Origin of the sequence: Rhodococcus sp. IEGM 27, assembly GCF_033142305.1 — a bacterium.
Taxonomy (GTDB): Bacteria; Actinomycetota; Actinomycetes; order Mycobacteriales; family Mycobacteriaceae; genus Rhodococcus_F; species Rhodococcus_F oxybenzonivorans.
The window spans coordinates 446,316-464,405 of record NZ_JAWLSG010000006.1 but is presented as its reverse complement, the minus strand read 5'-3'; the positions used below and the strand labels follow the sequence as shown (position 1 = coordinate 464,405).

The 18,090-nt window shown below is 65.4% G+C and carries 19 protein-coding genes; 16 read left to right on the top strand and 3 right to left on the bottom strand.

The features are described 5' to 3' along the window. Position 1: 1 nt before the first annotated feature. Positions 2 to 574, bottom strand: a complete 573-nt coding sequence (locus R4P95_RS23065; RefSeq protein WP_317745395.1) for a VOC family protein — start codon at positions 572 to 574, stop codon at positions 2 to 4. Between the two features lie 308 nt (positions 575 to 882). Between R4P95_RS23065 and R4P95_RS23060 the strand changes: the two genes are divergently transcribed. The 6 genes from R4P95_RS23060 to R4P95_RS23035 all read left to right on the top strand — a co-directional run bounded on the left by R4P95_RS23060 (position 883) and on the right by R4P95_RS23035 (position 6,134). Then, on the top strand, positions 883 to 2,169 hold the full coding sequence (locus R4P95_RS23060) for a PucR family transcriptional regulator (RefSeq protein ID WP_213575029.1): 1,287 nt from the start codon (positions 883 to 885) through the stop codon (positions 2,167 to 2,169). Between the two features lie 220 nt (positions 2,170 to 2,389). After that, positions 2,390 to 2,887 carry a flavin reductase family protein gene (locus R4P95_RS23055; RefSeq protein ID WP_317745394.1) on the top strand — a complete coding sequence of 166 codons (498 nt, stop codon included), beginning with the start codon at positions 2,390 to 2,392 and terminating at the stop codon, positions 2,885 to 2,887. A 75-nt stretch (positions 2,888 to 2,962) separates the two neighbouring features. Beyond that, the gene (locus tag R4P95_RS23050; RefSeq protein WP_317745393.1) at positions 2,963 to 3,604 is read left to right on the top strand and encodes a 3,4-dihydroxy-2-butanone-4-phosphate synthase; all 642 of its coding nucleotides are present in this window, start codon (positions 2,963 to 2,965) and stop codon (positions 3,602 to 3,604) included. 137 nt (positions 3,605 to 3,741) lie between these two features. After that, on the top strand, positions 3,742 to 4,905 hold the full coding sequence (locus R4P95_RS23045; RefSeq protein WP_317745392.1) for an acyl-CoA dehydrogenase family protein: 1,164 nt from the start codon (positions 3,742 to 3,744) through the stop codon (positions 4,903 to 4,905). A 124-nt stretch (positions 4,906 to 5,029) separates the two neighbouring features. Continuing rightward, entirely contained in the window at positions 5,030 to 5,656 is a 627-nt protein-coding gene (locus R4P95_RS23040; protein ID WP_213575021.1) for a malonic semialdehyde reductase, read from the top strand. Positions 5,657 to 5,753: 97 nt separating this feature from the next. Then, a complete protein-coding gene (locus R4P95_RS23035; RefSeq protein ID WP_213575019.1) occupies positions 5,754 to 6,134 on the top strand; it encodes a nuclear transport factor 2 family protein in 381 nt (126 codons plus the stop codon). A 210-nt stretch (positions 6,135 to 6,344) separates the two neighbouring features. Here the strand turns inward: R4P95_RS23035 and R4P95_RS23030 are convergent, their stop codons facing one another. Continuing rightward, the gene (locus tag R4P95_RS23030) at positions 6,345 to 7,118 is read right to left on the bottom strand and encodes an SDR family NAD(P)-dependent oxidoreductase (protein WP_213575017.1); all 774 of its coding nucleotides are present in this window, start codon (positions 7,116 to 7,118) and stop codon (positions 6,345 to 6,347) included. A gap of 241 nt (positions 7,119 to 7,359) precedes the next feature. On the opposite strand from R4P95_RS23030, the gene R4P95_RS23025 reads away from it, so the two are divergent. From R4P95_RS23025 to R4P95_RS23010, 4 genes are all read left to right on the top strand, one after another. Continuing rightward, complete coding sequence (locus R4P95_RS23025) at positions 7,360 to 8,760, top strand: MFS transporter (RefSeq protein WP_213575015.1); 1,401 nt, start codon at positions 7,360 to 7,362, stop codon at positions 8,758 to 8,760. Next, on the top strand, positions 8,757 to 9,644 hold the full coding sequence (locus R4P95_RS23020; RefSeq protein ID WP_213575013.1) for a transketolase: 888 nt from the start codon (positions 8,757 to 8,759) through the stop codon (positions 9,642 to 9,644). The genes R4P95_RS23025 and R4P95_RS23020 overlap by 4 nt, the downstream gene beginning before the upstream one ends. 1 nt (position 9,645) lies before the next feature. Next, positions 9,646 to 10,638: a transketolase family protein gene (locus R4P95_RS23015; protein ID WP_317745391.1), complete on the top strand. Its 993-nt coding sequence runs from the start codon at positions 9,646 to 9,648 to the stop codon at positions 10,636 to 10,638. Between the two features lie 116 nt (positions 10,639 to 10,754). After that, positions 10,755 to 11,405 carry a GntR family transcriptional regulator gene (locus R4P95_RS23010; protein ID WP_213575009.1) on the top strand — a complete coding sequence of 217 codons (651 nt, stop codon included), beginning with the start codon at positions 10,755 to 10,757 and terminating at the stop codon, positions 11,403 to 11,405. Between the two features lie 43 nt (positions 11,406 to 11,448). Here R4P95_RS23010 and R4P95_RS23005 read toward each other — a convergent pair whose 3' ends face one another. Beyond that, positions 11,449 to 12,423 carry an NAD(P)H-binding protein gene (locus R4P95_RS23005; RefSeq protein WP_213575007.1) on the bottom strand — a complete coding sequence of 325 codons (975 nt, stop codon included), beginning with the start codon at positions 12,421 to 12,423 and terminating at the stop codon, positions 11,449 to 11,451. A gap of 242 nt (positions 12,424 to 12,665) precedes the next feature. On the opposite strand from R4P95_RS23005, the gene R4P95_RS23000 reads away from it, so the two are divergent. The 6 genes from R4P95_RS23000 to R4P95_RS22975 all read left to right on the top strand — a co-directional run bounded on the left by R4P95_RS23000 (position 12,666) and on the right by R4P95_RS22975 (position 18,089). Continuing rightward, positions 12,666 to 13,166, top strand: coding sequence for a GtrA family protein (locus R4P95_RS23000; RefSeq protein WP_213575005.1), 501 nt, complete (start codon positions 12,666 to 12,668; stop codon positions 13,164 to 13,166). Between the two features lie 103 nt (positions 13,167 to 13,269). Beyond that, positions 13,270 to 14,436 (top strand): acyl-CoA dehydrogenase family protein, encoded by a 1,167-nt coding sequence (locus R4P95_RS22995; protein WP_317745390.1) that lies wholly within the window; start codon positions 13,270 to 13,272, stop codon positions 14,434 to 14,436. After that, positions 14,433 to 15,371: a bifunctional MaoC family dehydratase N-terminal/OB-fold nucleic acid binding domain-containing protein gene (locus tag R4P95_RS22990; protein WP_213575001.1), complete on the top strand. Its 939-nt coding sequence runs from the start codon at positions 14,433 to 14,435 to the stop codon at positions 15,369 to 15,371. Before R4P95_RS22995 ends, R4P95_RS22990 begins: the two co-directional genes overlap by 4 nt. Beyond that, entirely contained in the window at positions 15,371 to 16,483 is a 1,113-nt protein-coding gene (locus tag R4P95_RS22985; RefSeq protein WP_213574999.1) for an acyl-CoA dehydrogenase family protein, read from the top strand. Before R4P95_RS22990 ends, R4P95_RS22985 begins: the two co-directional genes overlap by 1 nt. Next, on the top strand, positions 16,480 to 16,914 hold the full coding sequence (locus R4P95_RS22980) for a MaoC family dehydratase (RefSeq protein WP_213574997.1): 435 nt from the start codon (positions 16,480 to 16,482) through the stop codon (positions 16,912 to 16,914). Before R4P95_RS22985 ends, R4P95_RS22980 begins: the two co-directional genes overlap by 4 nt. Beyond that, positions 16,911 to 18,089: a lipid-transfer protein gene (locus tag R4P95_RS22975; protein ID WP_213574995.1), complete on the top strand. Its 1,179-nt coding sequence runs from the start codon at positions 16,911 to 16,913 to the stop codon at positions 18,087 to 18,089. The genes R4P95_RS22980 and R4P95_RS22975 overlap by 4 nt, the downstream gene beginning before the upstream one ends. Position 18,090 lies beyond the last annotated feature (1 nt).

Sequence of the window (18,090 nt, the reverse complement as noted above, 5' to 3'; positions counted from 1 at the left end):
CTCAGCTGGTCAGTGCCGCCATCGGGTCGGGCAGGTCCGGGCTGGTCTGCAGAGCCCAGGAGTGGGTGGTGATCTCCGAAACCGGAGTGCCCTGGGCGAGTGCTTCGCGCATCCGCTCCGGGACGAACGACACGCCGACCGGGTTGCTGCCGTACTCGGGGCCGTTCATGTACGCCGTCGCCTCGTCGGGCGTGGTGAAGTTGTCGATCTGCAGCTCGACGAAGTTGCCGTCCGGATCCTGGTAGTACAGGGACGTCGTGACGCCGTGCTGGATGGGCACCTTCGGCTCGATGCCCTTCTCCTTCAACGAGTCGTACCGATCGAGAAGATCCTCGAGAGCGTCGAAGGTGTATGCGGTGTGGTGCATGCCCGCCGCACCCGGATTGCGGGGTTCGAGCTGAACCGGGGCGCTGAGCAGCGCGACCCGGTGATGCTCCTCGTCGAAGGTGATGAAGCACAGTCCGTGCCCTTCGTAGACCACGTGCGCATCCAGCACGGTGCAATACCAGTCGCGCATCTCCTCGAACCGGCTCGTCTGCAAGACGACGTGCGCGAACTTGGGGGTGGCGGTCATCGTTGACTCCTTCGATTCCAATCACGGTCGGGTGACCGCGAGGGATGTGTGACACCCGGATTCGAAATGCCGTTCCACAGCTATGGTGGATTCCTACCGGGCAATGTTTGACAACAGCTCGCGTTGCCGCGAACCCCTCACAGAGACACATTGCTGTGGTCCCCGTCACGTTGTGGTCTTCCCATTTTCACGAGAATCGGTCGCGGATGGCTAGTGGCTGGGCAACAGGAAGTTGGAGGGAAATTGGTTCACAGCCCAATTCGGGAGATGTGTTCGCTGTAGCGTTGAGGCGGTAGAAAGGATGTCGGGTGCCGCACTGGACTGGTCAACTTGCGGGAACACGCGCCCCGCAATCGGAGCTCGAGTGGCTCAGCCCGGACGCCGAACGCGTTCGAGCCGTCCTCGGCGACGGCGCGGTGACCTGGGCCGTCGAAGTCGGCCAGGACATTGCCGCAAAAATCTCTCGGAAAGTCCCTGCAATGGGCGACGGAGCGCCACCCCTGGACGCGATTCGGCGAGCCACCACGGCGACCGCGTTTCGGGCACTGACCCTAGTCGCGGGAATCGGCGAGTCGGAACCCACTCTGGCCAGTGCCGAGGTGGAGGACATCGCCAGAGACTTCGCCCGCCGGGGTATGGAGCTCGACGATCTGCTCCGGACCATCCGCGTCGGGTATGCCGTTTTGGCGGCCGCACTTCTCGACGGAGCCACCCGGCTGGTGGTGCCGACCGAGAGCGGCGCCGAGATTCGTCGCATCTCCCTGCTCCTCTTCGAGGTGCTCGACGACTTCACCGGGGTGGCCGCCGCGGCCTTCCTCGATGAGCAGAGCGCGTGGGCAGCGGGGGTGTCGGCGGCCCGGCTCGACCTCGCCACCAAGATCATCGCTGCGGACCCCATCGAACTCGGCCACGCCGAACAGGTCCTCGGCTACCCACTCGGTGGGCACCACGTGGCTATCATTGCGTGGAGCGGTCCGCACTCGAGCCACGACCTGCGGGCCGTCGTCGACCCGGTGCTCCGGCACTGGGGAACGCCGACAGCAACACTGGTGATACCCATCGGCCTCCAGGCGATCTGGGCGTGGGGAGCGATCACCCCGGATCCGACCCGAGCCCTGACCTCCTCCCTACCCGACTTCGGTGACACCTTCGTCGTCGCCGGCCAACTCGGCTCCGGGATGGAAGGATTCCGCCGAAGCCACCTCGAGGCCCGGGCCGTCGAGCGACTGGTTCGACTCCGTTCGGGCCATCCACCCACCACCACCGCTCACGAGCACATCGGTCTGGAAGTGCTCCTGCTCGCCGACCCGGAAGCCGCGGTGCAGTTCGCCTCCCGCCTGCTCGGCCCGCTCGCCGGTGAAGACCCCCGGATGGCCGACCTGCGGTCGACTTTGAGCCTCTATCTCGACATGGACCACAGTCTGGCCAAAGTTGCTTCGGCAGAGCATATTTCCAAGAACACGGTGACCTATCGAGTGCAGAAGGCCTTGAGCCTGTGCACGCCCCCCGGTGAATCGACCACGGACCTGCGTGCCGCGCTCCGCATTTATGAGTGGCTCCGAGACACCCCCATCGCTCAGTGGGAGCGATCGTAGGTCGATAGGCCGAACCCGCCACCCGACTGGTCCAGAAACCAAAAGTCGGCGACAACGCTGGGCTCTGCAGTAGTGCGATCTGGGCAACTTATGCGATCTACTTGTGGTGTAGAACACAGCGGGTGGTGAAAGCCCGAAGGCCAGCGGCACCCGTCCCGTCCCGCTCGTATTCCACGGTTCGTTGCGCTGAGAGCCGCAGTCGACAGAAGGAAGATTTACCATGCATACCCCCTCGAGTCCTGTCCAGGAAGCGTTCAAAAATGTGATGGCACACGTGGCCACTCCGGTCGCCGTCGTGACCTCCATGGACGGTGGCCTACCCTTCGGCACCACCGTCAGCGCCTTCACTTCCTTGTCGATGACACCGCCAATGGTCCTGGTCTCCTTGGACCGCGGATCGGAGACGCTCGAACTGATCACGGCATCGAAGAAGTTCGGTTTGAACGTGTTGGGCCGCGACCAGCACGGCACCGCGCTGAAGTTCGCGAGGAAGGGCGGAGTAGGCAAGTTCCATGGCGTCCGGTGGGACCTCGACCACGAACTTCCCCGAATCGCCGGCGCCGCCGGCTGGATCGCCTGTCACGTCGAGCAGTTCGTCGAGGGCGGAGACCATGTGGTCGTGCTCGGCAACGTCGTTGCGGCAGAGAACAACTACAGCGACCCGCTCACCTATCACCGCCGCGTATTCGGCACGCACTCGGCGCTCGAATCCGCATAACTACCGGCCTCGATTACGCCGCCGCCAGAGCACTTCGACAGCACCACCGAAATAACCTGCAAAGGAAGGCATGCCATGACGACCTCGTTAGCGCCCCGCACCACGCACTATCGGTCATGGTCGGCAATCGCAGCCGGTAGTCGCGCCCTCGCCGCCGGCGAGCTGATCATCCTGAGCCATCACCGCCGCGTCGTGCTCGTCGGGTGCGCCGGCGCCGCGACCACCGAGCAGATGGCCTTCCTGATCCGCCACACCACAGGATTCCTGCAGGTAGCGCTGCACGAACGGACCTGTGACCGTCTCGTACTGCCGGAAGCGACCCCCACGGTTCGGGCCAGCTCCACGCTCGGCCACGGCCAATGTGTCACCGTCGACGCCGCCGCCGGCATCACCACCGGGATCTCTGGCGCCGACCGGGCGCGCACGGCACGCATCCTCGCCGACCCGGCCACGGAACCAGGCGATCTCACCAGGCCCGGGCACCTGATCCCGGTTCGCGTGACACCCATAGAGTTTCGGATCTGCGCGACCACCGCGTCAGTCGCCCTCGTGCTCACCGACGCGGCGGCAACTCAGTACTCGGGCGCGGTGTTCGCCGACCTCGACGGCATCGCCGACCCGACAGACGTCGGCGATCGAGACGATGCCGAGATCCTTGCCGACCGGTACGGGCTCACTCTCGTCGCCGGCCCGGACCCCGAGGGCACCTTTTGCTGACGTCCCGCCGTGCCGTGCGCGACACGCACACCGACCAAGCCGGCATCGACACACCTCAGGCGCGGTTTCGGCATTGCCAAAGGTACGCCGATCGCCCCAGTAGCTGAGAAACACCACCCCACACATCGGAGGAAACAATGGACATCACCCGCACCGAACTCATGGACCGGGTGCACGCCCTGGTACCTGCCTTAGCCGAACGCGCACAGAAGACCGAGGAGAACCGTGCTCCCCTCGACGAGACGATCACCGACCTCATCGACTCGGGAATCCTGGCCACGCTGACCCCCAAGGAGTACGGCGGACTCGAACTCGGACTCGACGTCGCCGCCGATATCGTCCGCACCATCAGCGCGGTCTGTCCGTCGACCGGGTGGGTCACCTCCTTCTACATCGGGGCAGCCTGGCGGGTGAACATCTTCACCGAACAGGCCCAACGAGAGGTGTTCGCCGACAAGCCCTACACCCTCACCGCAGGTACCGCGGCCCCGCTCGGGCAGGTGCAGAAGGTCGACGGCGGCTACCGCATCTCCGGGCAGACGGCATGGAACTCCGGCTCGGTGCACGCGGAGTGGTTCACCTTCGCCGGTGTGGTGTTCGAGGAGGGCAGCGCCCCGACCCCGTTGTGGTTCCTGGTGCCCCGCGAGGACGTCAAGATCCTCGACACCTGGTACATCGCCGGCATGTCCGGAACCGGCAGCAATGACATCAGCGTCGAGGACGTGTTCGTCCCGGAGTACCGCACCGGGCCGTTCGCCCTCGCACTCGCCGGTGCCGCTCCCGGGCAGCTGATCCACCCCAATCCCATGTACCACCTGCCCTTCCTGCCGTTCGCGATGGCCGAGGTCACCCCGGTCGTCGTCGGTGCGCTACGCGGTGCGGCGGACGCGTTCGTCCAGCGCACCAAGGACCGGCAGGGAACAATCAGCCAGGAGAAGGCCTCCGGCAAGCAGGCCGCCCAGATGCGCCTCGGCCGGGCGCTGGCCGCGGCGGACGCCGCCGAAACCCTCCTCGACGCCTTCTTCGAGCGCCTCACCGCGCAGCGACCTGAGCAGTCCGACCCCCGCGATCGTGCCGAAATGAAGCTCAAGGCAGCATATTTGGCGGACCTGGCCCGCAACGCCCTCCACGACATGGTTCGCGGAATCGGTGGGGACGGGTACCGGACCTCAGCACCGATCCAGCGATTCTTCCGTGACCTGTCCGTGCTGTCGGTGCACGCATTCCTCGACATCGATACGGCCTCGGAAACCATTGGTCGGTTCACCCTCGACCTTCCTGTCGCCGATCCGCTCCTCTGACCGGATTGCTACCACCTCATCACGATCCTCGGTCGCCAGCTCGAACCGCGGTCGAGGCTCGGGAGGGGCAATCGAGCAACCGCACAGCACCCGATCCGCGTTCCCGCACCACCGCCTGCAAAGGATGAGGAAAAGAGCACCGGTGAACAACAATTCGACGATCGAACATCTCGACGACGCCGCCAGAGACCTGCTGTTCGCGGGCGCACGAACAGTCAACAACTTCGCCCCGGCCCCGGTCAGCGACGACGAACTCGCACGGATCTGGGAAATGACCCGCTGGGCGCCTACGGCAGCGAACTCCCAGCCGATGCGCGTGTACTTCATCCGCACTGACGCCGCGCGCCGCCGACTGCTCGATCATCTCGACGAGGGAAACCGTGAGAAGACGGCGTCAGCCCCCGTCACCGCAATTCTCGCGGTAGACAGCGAATTTCACGAGCACCTGCCCCGGCTGCTGCCCATCCGGCCACAGATCCGTGACGACTTCGCCGACAACGACGCGCTGCGCGAGCGCACCGGCAACTTCAACGCCGCCCTGCAGGCGGGGTACTTCATCCTCGCCATCCGTGCCGCCGGTTTGGCGGCCGGGCCGATGGCCGGCTTCGATCCGGCAGGAATAGACACCGAATTCTTGTCCGGAACCTCCTGGAGGTCCATCCTGGTCGTCAACATCGGGCACCCCGGCGAGAATCCGTGGATCGAGCGTCTGCCCAGACTCGATTCGGAAGAGACCGTGCACTGGGCCTGAGGGCGATAGACCGCTCTCCGAACGTGGCATCTCGAGTCCAGATCGACCCCACACAGTGCGGGGCCATCCCTTCACATCACCAGAGAAAGAGAGTTCGATGACCACAGCCACGACCGAGGTCGAGACCACCCGTAAACTCCTCGAAGCCGCCGACACCGACATCGCAGCGTTCTTCGACTTCTTCTCCGACGACTGCGTATTCCGGATGGGAAACAACGCCCCCGTCATCGGGAAGAGCGCGATCCAAGCCTGGGTAGCGCAGTACCTGACCTCTGTGGTGTCGATGCGCCACGAGATCATCGAAGAATGGTCGGAAGGCAACGTCGCCGCGCTCCGGGTGGAGGTCACCTACACCTTGCAGAACGGTGAATCCTTCACGCTCCCGGCCGTCACGCGCACCCGCGTCGAGAACAACAAGGTGACCGAGTACCTGATCTTCATGGACCCCAGCCCCGTTGTCTCGAGCAGCACGAAATAGGGGGTCCGGTGCCTGCCGGCCCCTAGTGGGTCGGCATCCTGAAAGCGACACCGGGCGTTGAGCCGGCTTGACCCTTGCGGGACAGACCGGACAGGTAGCGATCTGGGTCCAATGGCCGCAGTGGGTTCACCGCACGGGGGCATCGTTCGGCAGAACACGGACCATCTGCTGTGTGACGTCGAGCGATACCCCGTTGCCACGCCCGCCAACTCAGTGCAGGTGGCTGCCGCCATTGATGTCGACGGTGGTTCCGGTGAGGTAGGCGGCGTCGTCGGAGGACAGGAAGGTGATCACCGCGGCGACCTCGGTGGTGGTGGCGACCCGGCCGAGGGGAATGTCGCGGCACAGTGCGGCTTCCGTTTCGGCGGTGCTGCCGACGCGGATGCTGGTGTCGACCGCGCCGGGGGTGACGGCGTTGACGGTGACTCCGCTGTCGCCAAGTTCGCGTGCGAGGGACTTGGTGAAACCGAGGATCGCGGCTTTCGCGGAGGAGTAGGGCACCTTACCGAAAACTCCGCCACCGCGCTGGGCGGAGACCGACGACATGTTCACGACCCGTCCCCAGCCGTTGTCGATCATGGTCGGCAAGAACGCGCGGGTGACGAGGTAGGTACCGGTGGCGTTGACCGCCATCACCTTGTTCCACAGTTCCAGGGTGGTCTCGAGGAACGGTACCGGTGAGGTGATGCCCGCAATGTTCGCGAGCGCACCTACGGCGGGGAGGTTCCCGCCTGCAACTTCGGTGGCGACGGCGTCGTGCGCCCGCTGGACCGAGTTCTCGTCGGCGACGTCGATGTCGTGACCGAAGGCCGGGACACCGAACTCGTTGCCGATCTCGGCGGCGACCTTCGCGGACTTCTCGCCGTCGAGGTCGAGAACGACGATCGCCCAGCCGCCTTCGGCGTAGCGGCGGGCGGTGGCGAGACCGATGCCACGCTCGGAAGTGGCGCCGGTGACGACGGCGGTGCGCTGGATGGACGACATGATCGCTCCTCGTTGTTGGAAATCTGACCGTTCCCGGGTGATGCGATGGACAGGCGGAACCGGTCGACGATGCGGTAAGTGACTGCCACCACAGTAGTCAGATCAACTGTTAACAGTCAACCGTCATCGGGTGACGGTTGACATATGGACGTGGCTCGCATCACACTGTTGAGACGCCAATGTTGACAGTCAACAAATCGGCGGCAATCGTAGAAACCGGCAGCCCGAAGAGGAGTCACCCATGAGTACCGAAACACTCAGGATGCGAGGTCCTGTCCACGGCACGAAGGACGCCAAGCGCGTCGCAATCGGCTCCTCGGTGGGGGCGGTCATCGAGACCTACGACTTCATCGGGTTCGGCACGGCCGCGGCGTTGTACTTCGGTACGGCCTTCTTCCCCGGTGCCGATCCGGTCACGGGCACACTCGCGGCCTTCGCGACGCTGGGTGTCGGTTTCGCTGCGCGCCCGCTCGGCGGGGTACTCGGCGGGCACCTCGGAGACAAGCTGGGCCGCAAACCGGTTCTGGTGGCCTCGCTGATCGCGATGGGTCTGGCCACCTTCGCGATCGGACTGTTGCCGACCTATTCGCAGGTGGGGCTGATTGCGCCGGTGCTGCTGGTTCTGGTTCGTATCGTCCAGGGTCTCGCCTTCGGCGCCGAGTGGGGCGGTGCGATCTTGATGAGCTACGAACACGCCCCATGGAAGTCGAAGGGGAAATACACCGGCATCGTGCAGGCCGGCTTCCCCGTCGGGCTGCTACTCGCGAATCTGGTGTTCCTGTTCAGCGTGCACCTCGGCGGCGACTGGGCGTGGCGCGTGCCCTTCCTCGCGAGCATTGTCCTGGTCATGGTCGGGTTGGTCATTCGGTCGAAGGTTCCCGAGTCGCCGGTCTTCGAGGACGTGAAGAACGAGGGCGAGATCGTCAAGTCGCCGGTGCTCGACTCCATCAAGTACGACTGGCGCAACATCCTGCGCGGCATCGCACTCCGTGTTGCCGAGACCGCGGGCTACGCGGTGTCGATCACCTACATGATTTCCTACCTGCACAATGAGGGTCTCGCCGGAAAATCCGAAACACTTGTCGCCCTGTGCATCGCGTCCGCGATCGGCATCTTCGCCACCATGGCGTGGGCCCGACTCACCGACCGCATCGGACGCCGACCCCTCTACATCGGGTCCTGCGCGTTCGCGGCACTCTTCGGTGTCCCGATGTTCCTGCTGGTCAACACGGGCGTGTTCATTCTCATCATCGCCACCATCGTGATCTCCTACGCCGTCTGCCAGAACTCGCTGGCGGGGGCGCAGGGTGCCTGGTTCCCCGAACTGTTCGACGCCGCCCGCCGATCGTCGGGAGCCTCACTCGCGTACCAGATCTCCGCGATGGTCTCCGGCTTCACGCCTTTCGTCACCACGTTGCTGTTCGTCTCCTTCGGCTGGTGGGGGCCGGCGCTGCTGTTCAGCACGTACGCCCTGATCGGACTCTGGGCAGCGCTGATCACCAAGGAAACCTGGGGACCCACCGAGCGACGCCTCGCTGACGAGGCGGTGGTGAGCGCCGATTCCAAAAGCGCCGGCGCACCCACCACAACCACGAATACCGGCACGACGAACACGATCCGCAAGGAAAAGGAACTCCTGTGACCACAACAACCGCCGCCGCCGCGGCCGACGCCACCACCGGTGAAGCATCGCGGATCGCCGCTATCGAGCAGTTCGCCTACAGGATGCGGCACAACATCATCGACATGGGTGAGGAGCAGGGCCAGGGGTATGTCGGGCAAGGGCTTGGGGCCGCCGACATCTTCGCCACCGTCTACGCCGATCAACTCCGCTACCGCGCCGACGACCCGCACTGGGAAGGCCGGGATCGCTTCCTGCTCTCCACCGGCCACTACGCCATCGGCCACTACGCCGCCCTCGCCGAAGCGGGCATCATCCCGCGCAGCGAACTGGAAACCTACGGTTCCGACGACTCGCGCCTACCGATGTCGGCGATGTCCACCTACACCCCCGGCATGGAAATCTCGGGTGGATCCCTCGGACACGGACTGACCATCGCGGTCGGAATGGCGCTCGGGTTGCGTCACCAGCACTCCACCGCCCGCATCTTCAATTTCCTCTCCGACGGCGAACTCGACGAGGGCTCGACGTGGGAAGCGGCGATGGGCGCCCACCATCACCGGCTCGGCAATCTCACCGCGATGGTCGACATCAACGCCCTGCAGGCCGACGGGGCAACCTCGACCGTCCTGAGTACCGAACCGGTACACGAGAAGTGGGCGGCGTGCGGCTGGCACGTCGAGCGCGTCGACGGCAACGACGTCACCGCCCTCGTGGGTGCATTCGACAACGCCGCCGCCGAATCCGACGGCAAGCCGTCGATCATCCTCTGCGACACCAAGGTCGGTAAAGGCGTGCCCCTGCTCGAGACCCGGGAGAAGGCGCACTTCATGCGCATCGAGGAACACGAGTGGCAGATCTGCCGCGACCAACTGGCCGCCGGCTGCAACGACAAGGACGCCTGAGATGACCACCGCCAGTAAGCCGAAGCTCAAGACGTCGGCGATGATCGCCTCGTTCGTCGACGACGGCCAAAAGACCACCACGGCGCCGTTCGGACACGCCCTCGTGAAAGCCGCCCGGGAGAACGACAACATCGTCGGCCTGTCCGCCGACCTCGCCAAGTACACCGATATGCACATCTTCGCGCAGGAGTTCCCCGACCGGTTCTTCCAGATGGGGATGGCCGAGCAGCTGTTGTTCGGCGCCGCCGCGGGGATGGCCGAGACCGGGCTGGTTCCGTTCGCATCCACGTACTCGGTATTCGCCGCACGCCGCGCCTACGACTTCCTGTGCCTCGACATCGCCGAACCGAATCTCAACGTCAACATCATCGGCGGACTCCCCGGCCTGACCACCGGCTACGGTCCCAGCCACCAGGCGACCGAGGACATGGCCATCTTCCGTGGCATCCCCAACCTCACGATCGTCGATCCGTGTGACTCGGTGGACATCGAACAGGCCGTCCCGCAACTCGCCGCCTCCGACGGCCCCACCTACCTGCGGCTGCTGCGCGGGAAGGTCGCGACTGTGCTCGACGAGTACGACTACACCTTCGAGCTCGGCAAGGCGAAGGTGCTCCGCGGCGGCAACGACGTCGTCTTCGTCACCAGCGGGCTGATGACGATGCGCGCACTGCAGGCCGCCGACCGACTCGCCGAGCACAACGTCGACGTGGCGGTCGTGCACACGCCCACGATCAAACCGTTCGACGCCGAGACCGTCCTCGCCGAGGTGAACACCGACCGGCTGGTGGTCACCCTGGAGAACCACACCGTGATCGGCGGGCTTTTCGAAACCGTGGCCGCCGCCGTCGTCACTGCCGGACTCGGTAAACGCATCGTGCCGATCGCCCTACCCGACCAGTTCCTCGACGCGGGCGCCCTGCCCACCCTGCACGAACGGTACGGCCTCAGCACGGACCGTATCGTCGCCAAGGTTCTGGGCGAACTGGCATGACCAGCTCGTACGGCCCTCGCCGCAGGCCCGGCGGCGGGGGCCGTACGATGGCTGTCAACAGGTTGCTGTCAACAGACCTTTGTCGACAGTTGATCGCAGATCCCACGGAGGCAACCATGGCCGGACAACCCGCCGCACTGCTCGGGCTGGAGAAGACCAGTCTCCGTCAGCAAGCCGTCGCCGCCTTGCGGGTCGCGATCACCAGCGGGGAACTCGCGCCGAGCAGCCCCCTCGTGGAGACCGAACTGTCCGAGAAGCTGCAGATCAGCCGCGGCACGCTCCGCGAGGCGATGCGGCAGCTCCAGCAAGAAGGATTGATCACGGCAGGCGCGCGCGGTCGCCTTTATGTCCGGCATCTCGATTCCAAGGAGATCCGCGACATCTTCGCCGTTCGCGCCGCACTCGAGGCGCTGGCGGTCCGGGAACTCGCCGGCCTGGCCGACCGCACCACCGTCATCGCGGAGTTGCGCGCTGCCCTCGAGGTCATGGACACCGCCGTTCTCGAAGCCCGCATCGAGGCCGATCTGAACTTCCACCGCACCATGTGCGCTCTCACCGGTAACGACACACTGGTGCACTCGTGGATCTCCCTCGAAGGGTCCATCCGGATGTCGATCATGTTCGCCGGCCTCGATCGCGCCGTCGGCAACATGGACGTCGGCCGCCACAGTGCCATCGTCGACGCCATCGAAACCGGTGATGCCGATGAGGCCGCCCGTGCGATCCAGACCCACATGGATTGGGCGGCAGCAAACCTCGTCGCCTGAACACCCCCCCGATGAACAGTCCGGCGAGCCGGATCTCAGCGGCCTATGTGGACGCCAGCTTTCGGATGCGCGGATGGTTCTCGAGGGCCCACTGCACGGTCTTCGGCGGACGCCCGAGAAGGGTTTCCAACTGATCGGTGCTGCCACGGTATCCCCCTCCCGCGATCAGCCGGGCCAAGGTCTTCAAGTGCTCCGCAATGTGCGGATACTCGGCCAGGGCGCTGTCCACGTAGGTCTCATTCCAGCTTTCGACCTCTTCGGGAACGTAGATCACCTCCCGTCCCAGCACGGCCGCGTAGTCCTTCGCGAATTCGTGCATGTCCTTCAGTTCCGGACCGGTGAGCTCGTAGGACTTCGAGATGTGCGGTGCAGGGTCGACCAGAATCTTCGCGCACAGTTCCGCCACGTCGAACGCAGCGATGGGTGCAAATCTCTGGTCGCCGAAGGGCAGGCGCAGTTCACCGTTGCTCAACGGGCCGAGCGCGAGCCAGGTCATGAGGGGGTTTTCAACGAAAATGGCTGCCCGCACGTTGACGGTCGGGATGCCTGACCAGTCCAGAACCTGCTCTGCGATCCAGTGGGCACGTTGCTGCGGCGACCAATCTGCAACGAGACCCCCGAGCCACGAACGTCGTTCTTCCTCTGGTGCAGAGAGCTTCTCGAAGGTCATGAAGGACTGCTCGTACTCGGAGATGTTGACGAAGACCTCGATGTCACCTCGATCTCGCGCCGCCGCGGCCATCAGCGTGACGGCGTCGGTGTAGTAGGGCGACAAGCTCATGCTGAAGTAGATGCGACTGCAACCCTTCAATGCTGTGGTCACGTCGGCGATGTTGAGTAGATCTCCGACGAAGACCTCCGCCCCGGCTTGGCGCAGGGAGTGTGCGCGTTCGTCATCCCGTCGCACGAATGCGCGCACAGGGTGGCCTTGGGTAAGCAGCATGTCGACCATCGTGCGACTCACGCCACCGATTTCGCCGGCGGCACCGGTGATCAGGATGGGATTGCGCTCAGGCATCAATGTGTCCTTTGTCGTGTCGGGCGGGGCACCGTGAGGGCCCGGTCGGAATGATTGACCACGGAGGCGTGCTTCAGTCGTGAACGCGCGCCGTTGGTGCAGGCGACACCACAGAGCCTTCGGCAGCTTCACTATTCCGTCGCCGCCATCGTAAACCGATCGGTTTTCTGTTGCAACCCCGCGAAGCGCGGGGCTCTAACGTGCGAAAACTACGGAAACCGATCGGTGTACCCTGTCTCGGCATGGAGATGGAACGAACACGCGGCGCAGGGGTCCTCGCGCAATTCGTCCGATTCGTCGTTGTCGGCGGATCGAGCAATATTGTTTATGCGCTCGTATTCCTCCTGCTCTGTTCCTGGGATGCGTTTGCGGCCAACGTGGCCGGTGCACTGATCAGTACCGCGCTGGCCAACGAACTCCACCGCAGGCTCACGTTCCAGGCCTCCGCGCGGGTTCACTGGTTCCACGCGCAGTGGGAGGGTGGCGGGCTCGCGATCCTCGGGCTGCTACTCAGCACCATTTCGCTTGCGCTGCTCGACCTTTGGCTGCCGTCAGCGAGCGGTCTCCCGCAGGCAATCCTGATGGTCGCGGTCAGCGCGTTCGTCGGCGTGCTCCGGTTCCTCGCGCTGCGCGGATGGGTGTTCTCGGAGCCTGCGCCCACTGACCGTCTTCGTCTCCACCACGCAGGCTGGCCCGGCCATCCCAGCGGGCCGCCGACCTCTGCTATGCCCACCTCCCGGTGACCGAGACATCGCCACCGAGGCGCCGGGCCGCTGGTTAGCGTCCAGAACGACGTTCGCTGCAGCCACGCGAACGAACGTAGCGACAGGCATGAGGAGAACGCTGATGGACTCGAGGGAATCGCCCGCGCAGTGGGAACTCCGGAGGGAGTTGCGGGCCTACTTCGCGGCACTGCTGCCCGAGGAGAAGCGGCGTATCGCGGGTGAGGAGGGCGTCGGCGGGGAGCATTTCCGCGAGATCGTGCGACTGCTCGGCAAGGACGGTTGGCTGGGTATCGGCTGGCCCGTCGAATTCGGCGGGCAGGGCCGGTCGGTCGAGGAGCAGTTCGTGTTCTTCGACGAGGTGCAACGGGCCGGGCTGCCGTTTCCCTTCGTCACCGTCAACACCGTCGGCCCCACCTTGATGAAGTACGGCACCGAGGAGCAGAAGGCACGGTTCCTCCCCGGCATCCTGGCCGGTGAGATCGTCTTCGCCATCGGATACACCGAGCCCGGCGCCGGCACAGACCTCGCGTCGTTGCAGACGCGGGCGGTCCGCGACGGCGACTCCTGGGTGGTGGACGGCAACAAGATCTTCACCAGCGGGGCCAATACAGCTGACTACGTGTGGCTCGCGTGCCGCACCGATACGACAGCGCTCAAACACCGGGGTATTTCAATTCTGATCGTGCCGACGGACGATCCCGGGTTCAGCTGGTCACCGATCTCCACGGTGGGCGGTCTGACGGTCACCTCCACCTACTACAGCGGAATCCGCGTCGGCGATCAGGACGTGGTAGGAGCCGTCGACGGCGGGTGGCAGCTGATCACCGCCCAACTCAATCACGAGCGGATCGGCCTCGCGGCCCTCGGTGGCCGCACACTCGGGTTGTGGCATCAGGTACTCGACTGGGCCAGGGCGACCGACGCCCTCGAGATCCCTTGGGTGCAAACTGAATTCGCACGCACCCACGCCAAGCTCGAGGCCATGCGCCTGATGAACTGGAAGATGACGGCCGCCGTCGCGAACGACACATTGTCGGGCGCTGACGCGGGCGCCACCAAGACCTACGGCACCGAAACGCACGTCGACGTGTACCGGGCGCTACTCGGAATTCTCGGTGCCGCCGGCCGGTTGCGCCCCGGTTCGCCGGGCGCCGTCCTGGCGGGGCAGATCGAACAGATCTCCCGGCAGAGCGTCGTCAACACGTTCGGTGGTGGAGTCAACGAAGTGCTGCGGGACATGGTGGGCACTCGAGGTCTCGGCCTGGTGCGCGAGAAGAGGGCGACGTGAGTGAGCTACTCGCCCGGTTACGCGCCTTCGAAGGCCGGACGATCGTCCCGGCCACGTGGGGCCCCGACCCGGTGAACACTCCGATGATCCGGCACTGGGCCGAGGCGATGGGCGACACCAACCCCGTCTACCTCGACGACGACGCCGCACGCGACACCGGACGTGAGGGCGCGATCGCCCCGGCGTCGATGTTGCAGGTGTGGACGATGCGCACGTACGCCGACAAGATGTCCGGTGCCGATCCGTCCGCCGTCTGGACCGAGCTGATCGAGACCTTCGACAGTGCGGGGTTCACCTCGGTGGTGGCGACAGATTCCGATCAGGAGTTCTTCGTCGAACTGCGTCCCGGGGAGCGGGTGAGCGCGACGGAGGTGGTCGAAGCCGTCTCCGAGGAAAAGCAGACGGGTCTCGGAGCGGGGCATTTCGTCACCACCCTCAAGACGTACCGAAACGGTGACGGTGTCGTCGTCGGGACCCAGCGGTGGCGGACCCTCCGCTTCCGGCCCACCCGGAAAGCGGCCCCGCGCGCGCTTCGTCCGCGCCCGGCCCTCAACGCCGACAATGCGTTCTGGTTCGAGGCCGCGCGCGAGCACCGCCTCGTGATCCAGCGCTGCGCCCGGTGCGGTGTGTTGCGGCATCCGACCGGACCCATGTGCGGGCAGTGCCGCTCCACGGAGTGGAACACCGTCGACGCGTGTGGTCGCGGCACCGTCTACACATTCGTCGTCAATCACCACCCGAAGATCGATGCCTTCGACTACCCCCTGATCGTGGCGGTGATCGAACTCGAAGAGGGCACACGCCTGATCGCGAACATGACGGACGTCGAACCCGAACACGTCTTTATCGGAATGCCGGTGGAGCTCGACTGGATCGACGCCGATCCCGAACTCACGCTCCCCACCTTCCGGCCCCAACGATCGAGGGAGCACTGATGGATTTCACCTTCAGCGAGGAACAGCAGGCGGTCCGCGGACTTGCCTCCGATGTGTTTGCCGCGAAGGCAACCCCCGAGCGGATCAAGCAGGTCGAATCCTCGGCGGAGCGCATCGACGGAGACCTCTGGCGTGAACTGGCCGGCACCGGTCTCCTCGGAATCGCCCTTCCGGAGAATCTCGGTGGCGGCGGTATGGGTCTGCCAGAGTTCTACGTCCTCCTCGAGGAGCAGGGCAGGCACGTGGCCCCGGTTCCGTTGTGGCCGCACGTGCTCGGCGCGCTCGCGATCTGCGAGTTCGGGACACCGGACCAACGGGATGCCCTTGTGTCCTCTGCGGCCGACGGCAGCCTGTTCCTCACCATCGGAATCGAAGAATTCGGGCCCTACGGAGACGGGGTCCCGTCGACGACGGCCACCGAGGTCGACGGTGGGTGGCGGCTGACCGGTGCGAAAGCCGCGGTGCCGGTGATGCACGCTGCCGAACGGGTCGTCGTGTCGGCCGCGACCCCGTCCGGTGTGGCGCTGTTCCTGGTCGACCCACGGTCGGAAGGAGTGACCGCCGAACGGGGTGCATCGACTACTCACGAAATCTGCGCGAACGTCACGTTCGACGCGACACCCGCGGAGCTTCTCGGTCCCGCGGACGGCACCCCACCCGCCTGGCTTCAGGATCGGGTCGAATTAGCGCTTGCCGCATTGCAACTGGGTGTCGGAGAGGACGCGGTGCGTCAGTCCGTGGCCTACCTGAACGAACGCAACCAGTTCGGTCGCCCACTCGCCACCTTCCAGGCAGTCACTCATCAACTCGCGGACTGTTACATCGATCTCGAGGCGATGCGGGTGACGTTGTGGCAAGCCGTGTGGCTCCTCGCGAACGGTGAAGACCCGGGAACTGCGGTGCTGGTGGCCAAGTGGTGGGCTACCGACGCCGGTCAGCGGGTGGTGCACCGAACCCAGCACGTGCACGGCGGCATCGGCGTGGACACGGACTACCCGGTGCACCGCCACCTGCTGTGGGGTAAACAACTCGCGGCAACCCTCGGCGGCTCCGCCTCCGACCTGGCACGGCTCGGGGCGTTGCTCGCATCCGGGGTCGAGGTGGTCGCATGAGCACCGCGACCGGTGCCCTCCGCCCCTTCACAAAGGTCGAGGTCGGGTCGGGCCTGCCCGAACTGGCAATTCCGCTGACCCGCACCCTCATCGTGGCCACCGCACTGGCCACCAGGGACTTCCAGGACGTCCACCACGATCCCGCACTGGCCGTGGAACGTGGTTCGAAGGACGTGTTCATGAACATCCTCACCACCAACGGCCTGGTGGGGCGGTTCGTGACCGACTGGGCGGGACCGCAGGCGTCGTTGCGACGCATCGCGATTCGCCTGGGTGCCCCGAACTATCCCGGCGACGTACTGACGTTGACCGGCGAGGTGATCTCGAACGAGGACGGGGTGGTCACCGTGAAGGTGCGCGGCGCCAACAGCCTCGGTGATCACGTGACCGGAACCGTCACCGTCGCCCGGGCCGCGGGAGGAGTTCAGTGATCAGCCCATTGTCGGGTGCGGCCGCCATCGTCGGCATCGGCGCCACCGAGTTCTCCAAGAACTCCGGACGCAGCGAACTCCAGCTGGCGTGTGAGGCGATCGTCGCGGCACTCGCCGACGCCGGCATCGACCCCGCCGAGGTGGACGGACTGTCCACCTACACCGCGGAAACCAACGGAGAGGTGCTCGTCGCCCGCAACACGGGCATCGGAGAGTTGAAGTTCTTCTCCCGCATCGGGTACGGCGGCGGCGCCGCCTGCGCAACCGTGCAGCAGGCGGCGATGGCCGTCGCCACCGGAATCGCCGACGTCGTGGTCTGCTATCGCGCTTTCAACGAACGATCCGGGGTGCGTTACGGACTCGGCCAGCACGACCGGCCTATGGACAGCACCGCCGACCGGGCCGCATATGCCTGGCTGACACCACAGGGACTGTCGACGCCGGCGCAGTGGGTGGCCATGTTCGCGCGTCGCTACATGCACCAGTACGGCGCCACCAGTGAGGATTTCGGGCGAGTCGCGGTGGTCGGACGCAAGCATGCCGCCGATAATCCTGCGGCCTGGTTTTACGGACGGCCCATCACGCTCGAGGACCATCAGAGCTCGCGGTGGATCGCCGAACCCCTGCACCTACTGGACTGCTGCCAGGAAACCGATGGCGGTCAGGCGCTCGTCATCGTGTCGGCGGAACGCGCTCGCGACCTGGCGCACAAACCCGCTTTCGTCGCGGGCGCCGCTCAGGGTTCCGGCAAGGACCAGCACATGATGGCGAGCTACTACCGGCCCGACATCACCGGAATCCCCGAGATGGGACTGGTGGCCCGGCAGTTGTACGGGCAGAGTGGTCTGACGCCGGAGGACATTTCGGCCGCGATCCTCTACGACCACTTCACCCCGCTGGTATTGCCACAGCTCGAAGAGCTCGGTTTCTGTAAGCCGGGCGAGGCCAAGGACTTCATCCGCGAGGGCAACCTCGAGGTGGGAGGGCGTCTGCCGGCCAACACCCACGGTGGGCAGATCGGCGAGGCGTACCTGCACGGAGTGAACGGGATCGCGGAGGCAGTCCGGCTGATCCGCGGAACCTCGACCACTCAACCGGACGACATTCGCAACGTGCTGGTGACCGCCGGCACTGCAGTACCGACCAGCGGCCTGATCCTGAGCAGTGAGGACTGAA